Source organism: Micromonospora sp. URMC 107, assembly GCF_051386315.1.
In the GTDB taxonomy this organism is placed as follows: domain Bacteria; phylum Actinomycetota; class Actinomycetes; order Mycobacteriales; family Micromonosporaceae; genus Micromonospora.
Window position 1 is genome coordinate 1 of sequence record NZ_JBPQTK010000223.1, and the last position, 5,052, is coordinate 5,052.

Below are 5,052 nucleotides of genomic sequence, written 5' to 3' on the forward strand. Positions count from 1 at the left end.
AGCGCCGATGGTACTGCACTCGGGAGGGTGTGGGAGAGTAGGACACCGCCGGACAATCTTTCAGTTCAGGGCCACCCATCTAAGGGGTGGCCCTGAACTGCGTCACGGACCCTTTTGCAAAAAGCCGGCCCCCCCGGGGCCGGAGCAGGGCCGATCCGACTGCGGAATCAGCCGGGCCGATCAGGCAGCGGGAGCGTTTCCAGGCCGCGGGGCCTCCGGCAAGGGCCGGGAACAACTCTGCCCGCAGCAAGTGGACTCGGGCCGAGCGGCCAAGGGGTCAGCCGCGGGTCTGGATCTCCTCGCGGATGGCGCGGAACAGCCCGCCGGCGTCGTCGATCGAGCGGCCCGGGAACATCCCCATCACCACGCTGCCGTGGTCGGCCCACCCGCAGACCGCGAAGTCGCCGCCGTCGCCGCTGGTGGTCCCGCACTTCATGACGCCGTCGAAGCGCCCGGCGGGCACCTCGCGCAGCCCCGTCACCTTGCCGGTCTCGTCGGTCAGCAGGCCGAAGAGGCTGTCCAGGTCCCGCTCCGGCTGCCAGAGCAGCGTCGTGCCGCCGAAGAGGAGCACCGAGCGCTTGTCGTCCGCGGGATCCCGGTAGACGGTGCCGAAGCTGCTGTCCAGGTCGATGTCGGCGGCGAATCCGCTGCGCAGGTAGTCGGAGGTGCTGCGGGCCCGATCGCTGTCGTCCCGTACCAGGCCCGCCACCCGGTCGGGGGTGGCCAGGTCGGCGTCCTTCTGCTGGGCCACCCGCCAGCCGGCCGCGCCGAGCACCGTGGCCCCCGCGAGCCCGACCACCGCCGCCACGGCCCACGCCACCCGCCGCCGCCTCGACCGCGTCTCCCGCCGCTCCGGGGCCTGCTCCGGGTCCCGGTTGCTGAGCTGGATGGGCTCGTCGGTCAGGTCGATCGGCTCCGGGCCGTCTGCGACGGGGCGGTCGGTGAGATGTGCGTCGGACATAGCCGACACCGTACGCGAACGGCAGGTGGCGCACGTCGGGTCCCGGGAAGCGCTCCGTAGACTTTCAGGGTGACCGAGAGACTGGATGCCCGACGCCCCGACGCCCCGACCCTTGCCGGCCAGTACCAGCCCGGCGAGGTAGAGCAGCGACGGTACGAGCAGTGGGTAGCCGCCGGCCACTTCCGGGCGTCGGCGGACAGCGACAAGCCCCCCTTCACCATTGTCATCCCGCCGCCCAACGTCACCGGCTCCCTGCACATGGGCCACGCGTTCGAGCACACCCTGATGGACGCGCTGACCCGCCGCAAGCGGATGCAGGGCCACGAGGCGCTGTGGCTGCCCGGCATGGACCACGCCGGCATCGCCACCCAGAACCTGGTCGAACGGCAGCTCGCCGGCCAGGGCCTGTCCCGACACGACCTGGGCCGGGAGAAGTTCGTCGAGCGGGTGTGGCAGTGGAAGGCCGAGTCCGGCGGGGCGATCCTCGGCCAGATGCGCCGCCTCGGCGACTCCGTCGACTGGGACCGTGAGCGCTTCACCATGGACGAGGGCCTGTCCCGGGCCGTCCAGACCATGTTCAAGAAGCTCTTCGACGACGGGCTCATCTACCGGGCCAACCGGATCATCAACTGGTGTCCGCGCTGCCTGACCGCGCTGTCGGACATCGAGGTGGAGCACACCGACGACGACGGCGAGCTGATCTCGATCCGCTACAGCGACGACGTCGTGGTCGCCACCACCCGGGCCGAGACGATGCTCGGCGACACCGCGGTGGCCGTCCACCCGGACGACGAGCGCTACCGGCACCTGATCGGCACCGAGGTGCCCGTTCCGCTGACCGACCGGCGGATCCCCATCGTGGCCGACGAGCACGTCGACCCGAGCTTCGGCACCGGCATGGTCAAGGTGACCCCGGCGCACGACCCGAACGACTTCGAGATCGGCCAGCGGCACGACCTGCCGACGTTGACGATCATGGACGAGCGGGGCGTCATCACCGCGCACGGCCCGTTCCAGGGCCTGGACCGGTACGAGGCCCGTCCCGCGATCGTCGCCGCGCTGCGCGAGCAGGGCCGGATCGTCGCCGAGAAGCGGCCGTACGTGCACGCGGTGGGGCACTGCTCCCGGTGCAAGACGACCGTCGAGCCGCGCCTGTCGCTCCAGTGGTTCGTCAACACCGCCCCGCTGGCCAAGGCGGCGGGCGACGCGGTGCGCGACGGCCGGGTGAAGATCGAGCCGGCGGAGCTGGCCAAGCGGTACTTCGCCTGGGTCGACAACATGCACGACTGGTGCATCTCCCGGCAGCTCTGGTGGGGCCACCGCATCCCCGTCTGGTACGGCCCGGAGGGCGAGATCGTCTGCGTTGGCCCGGACGAGGAGCCGCCGACCGGCGAGGGCTGGCACCAGGACGAGGACGTGCTGGACACCTGGTTCTCCAGCGGCCTGTGGCCGTTCTCCACGCTTGGCTGGCCGGAGCAGACCCCCGACCTGGCGAAGTTCTACCCGACCAGCGTCCTGGTCACCGGCTACGACATCCTCTTCTTCTGGGTCGCCCGGATGATGATGTTCGGCTTGTACGCGATGGACGGCCGGCAGCCCTTCGACACGGTGGCGCTGCACGGCATGGTCCGCGACCAGTACGGCAAGAAGATGTCGAAGTCGTTCGGCAACGTGGTCGACCCGCTGGACTGGATCGACCGGTACGGCGCCGACGCCACCCGGTTCACCCTGGCCCGGGGCGCCAACCCGGGCGGGGACGTGCCGGTCAGCGAGGACTGGTGCCAGGGCTCGCGCAACTTTTGCAACAAGCTGTGGAACGCCACCCGCTTCGCGCTGCTCAACGGCGCGCACACCGAGGGGCCGCTGCCGGCGGCCGAGACGCTCTCGACGGTCGACCGGTGGATCCTGTCCCGGCTGGCGCACGTCACCGCCGAGGTGGACGAGCAGTTCGAGGCGTACGAGTTCGCGAAGGTCTGCGACCTGCTCTACCACTTCGCCTGGGACGACGTCTGCGACTGGTACGTGGAGCTGACCAAGCCGGTGCTCGCCGAGGGCGGCCCGGCCGCCGAGGCCAGCCGCCGGGTGCTCGGGCACGTGCTGGACCAGCTGCTGCGGCTGCTGCACCCGGTCATCCCGTTCGTCACCGAGGAGCTGTGGACCGCCCTCACCGGCGGCGAGACGGTGATGACGGCCGCCTGGCCGGTGGCCGACCGTACCGGAGTCGACGACGCCGCGGAGGTCGAGGTCGGCACCCTCCAGCGGGTGGTGACCGAGATCCGGCGGTTCCGCTCGGACCAGGGGCTGCGCCCGACGCAGCGGGTCGCGGCGCGGCTCGACGGCCTGGCCGCCGCCGGCATCGCCGCGCACGAGCCGCTGATCCGGTCGCTGGTGCGGCTGGACCCGGCCGGCGACGGGTTCCAGGCCAGCGCGACGCTCGCCATGCCCGGCGAGGTGAGCGTGGCCCTGGACACCCGGGGGACGATCGACGTGGCCGCCGAGCGGGCCCGGCTGACGAAGGACCGGGCCGCCGCCGAGAAGGAGGCCGCGCAGGCCCGGGCGAAGCTCGGCAACCCGGCGTTCGTCGACAAGGCGCCGGAGCCGGTCGTCGCCAAGATCCGCGATCGGCTCACCGTCGCCGAGGCCGACCTCGTCCGCATCGACGCTGCTCTGGAGGCGCTGCCCTCGTGACCGACCGCACCGATTTCGCCGCCGTCGAGGCCGAGCTGGCGGGCCGCGGGTTCACCCGCATGGCCTTCGAGCTGGACAAGATCGAGTCGCTGCTGGACCTGCTCGGCAGCCCGCAACGGGCGTACCCGTCGATCCACCTGACCGGCACCAACGGCAAGACCTCGACGGCCCGGATGATCGACTCCCTGCTGCGGGCGTTCGGGCTGCACACCGGCCGCTACACCAGCCCGCACCTGGAGACCGTCCGGGAGCGGATCAGCCTGGACGGCGAGCCGGTCGACGAGGGGCGGTTCGTCGCGACCTACCGGGAGATCGAGCCGCTCGCCCGGCTGGTCGACGAGCGCTCGGCGGAGCCGCTGACGTACTTCGACATGACCACCGCGCTGGCCTTCGCCACCTTCGCCGACGCCCCCGTGGACGTGGCGGTGGTCGAGGTGGGCCTGGGCGGCGCCGAGGACGCGACCAACGTGATCCAGGCCGGGGTGTGCGTGCTCACCCCGGTCGGGCTGGACCACACCGAGTGGCTCGGCGACACCATCCAGGACATCGCGCTGGCCAAGGCGGGGATCATCCACAAGGGCGCGACGGTGATCTCCGCGGCACAGGAGGAGGAGGCCGCCGGGCCGATCCTGGAGCGCTGCGCCGAGGTGGGCGCGACCATCGCGCGGGAGGGCGCCGAGTTCGGGGTGCTCCGGCGGGCGGTCGCCGTCGGCGGGCAGGTGCTCACCCTCCAGGGCCTCGGCGGCGTCTACGAGGAGGTCTTCATCCCGCTGCACGGCGCCCACCAGGCGCAGAACGCGGCGGTGGCGCTGGCGGCGGTCGAGGCGTTCCTCGGCGCCGGGGCGAAGCGGCAGCTCGACGTGGAGGCGGTCCGGGAGGGCTTCGCCACCGCCAGCTCGCCCGGCCGGCTGGAGCGCGTACGCAGCGCGCCGACCATCCTGCTCGACGGCGCGCACAACCCGCACGGGATGGCCGCCACGGTGACCGCGTTGCAGGAGGAGTTCGCCTTCAGCAAGCTGGTCGCCGTGGTCGGCGTCCTCGCGGACAAGGACGCGGCCAGCCTGCTGGAGCTGCTGGAGCCGGTGGTCGACCAGGTCGTGGTGACCCGCAACAGCTCGCCCCGGGCGCTGCCGGCCCGGGAACTGGCCGCGCTGGCGGCCGAGGTCTTCGGACCCGAGCGGGTGGAGGTGGCCGAGGAGATGCCGGACGCCATCGAGACGGCGGTGGCGATGGCCGAGGAGGACGTACCGGGGGAGCTGAGCGGGGTCGGGGTGCTGGTCACCGGGTCGGTGGTGACCGTGGCCGACGCCCGCCGGCTGCTGAAGCGATGACCGGCCCGGAGCGCGTCGCCCCGGGCGACGACCGCCCGGCCGGGACGGCCGACGGCACCCCCGACGGCCGGC

At 72.4% G+C, this 5,052-nt stretch carries 3 protein-coding genes; 2 read left to right on the forward strand and 1 reads right to left on the reverse strand.

The genetic code is table 11. From position 1 onward, the window contains the following. Positions 1-277: 277 nt before the first annotated feature. Positions 278-961, reverse strand: coding sequence for a hypothetical protein (locus tag ACSNN9_RS27730; protein WP_436676245.1), 684 nt, complete (start codon positions 959-961; stop codon positions 278-280). 69 nt (positions 962-1,030) lie between these two features. Between ACSNN9_RS27730 and ACSNN9_RS27735 the strand changes: the two genes are divergently transcribed. Continuing rightward, a complete protein-coding gene (locus ACSNN9_RS27735) occupies positions 1,031-3,649 on the forward strand; it encodes a valine--tRNA ligase (protein ID WP_436676246.1) in 2,619 nt (872 codons plus the stop codon). Beyond that, positions 3,646-4,980 (forward strand): bifunctional folylpolyglutamate synthase/dihydrofolate synthase, encoded by a 1,335-nt coding sequence (locus ACSNN9_RS27740; RefSeq protein ID WP_436676248.1) that lies wholly within the window; start codon positions 3,646-3,648, stop codon positions 4,978-4,980. Before ACSNN9_RS27735 ends, ACSNN9_RS27740 begins: the two co-directional genes overlap by 4 nt. The last annotated feature ends 72 nt before the right edge of the window (positions 4,981-5,052 follow it).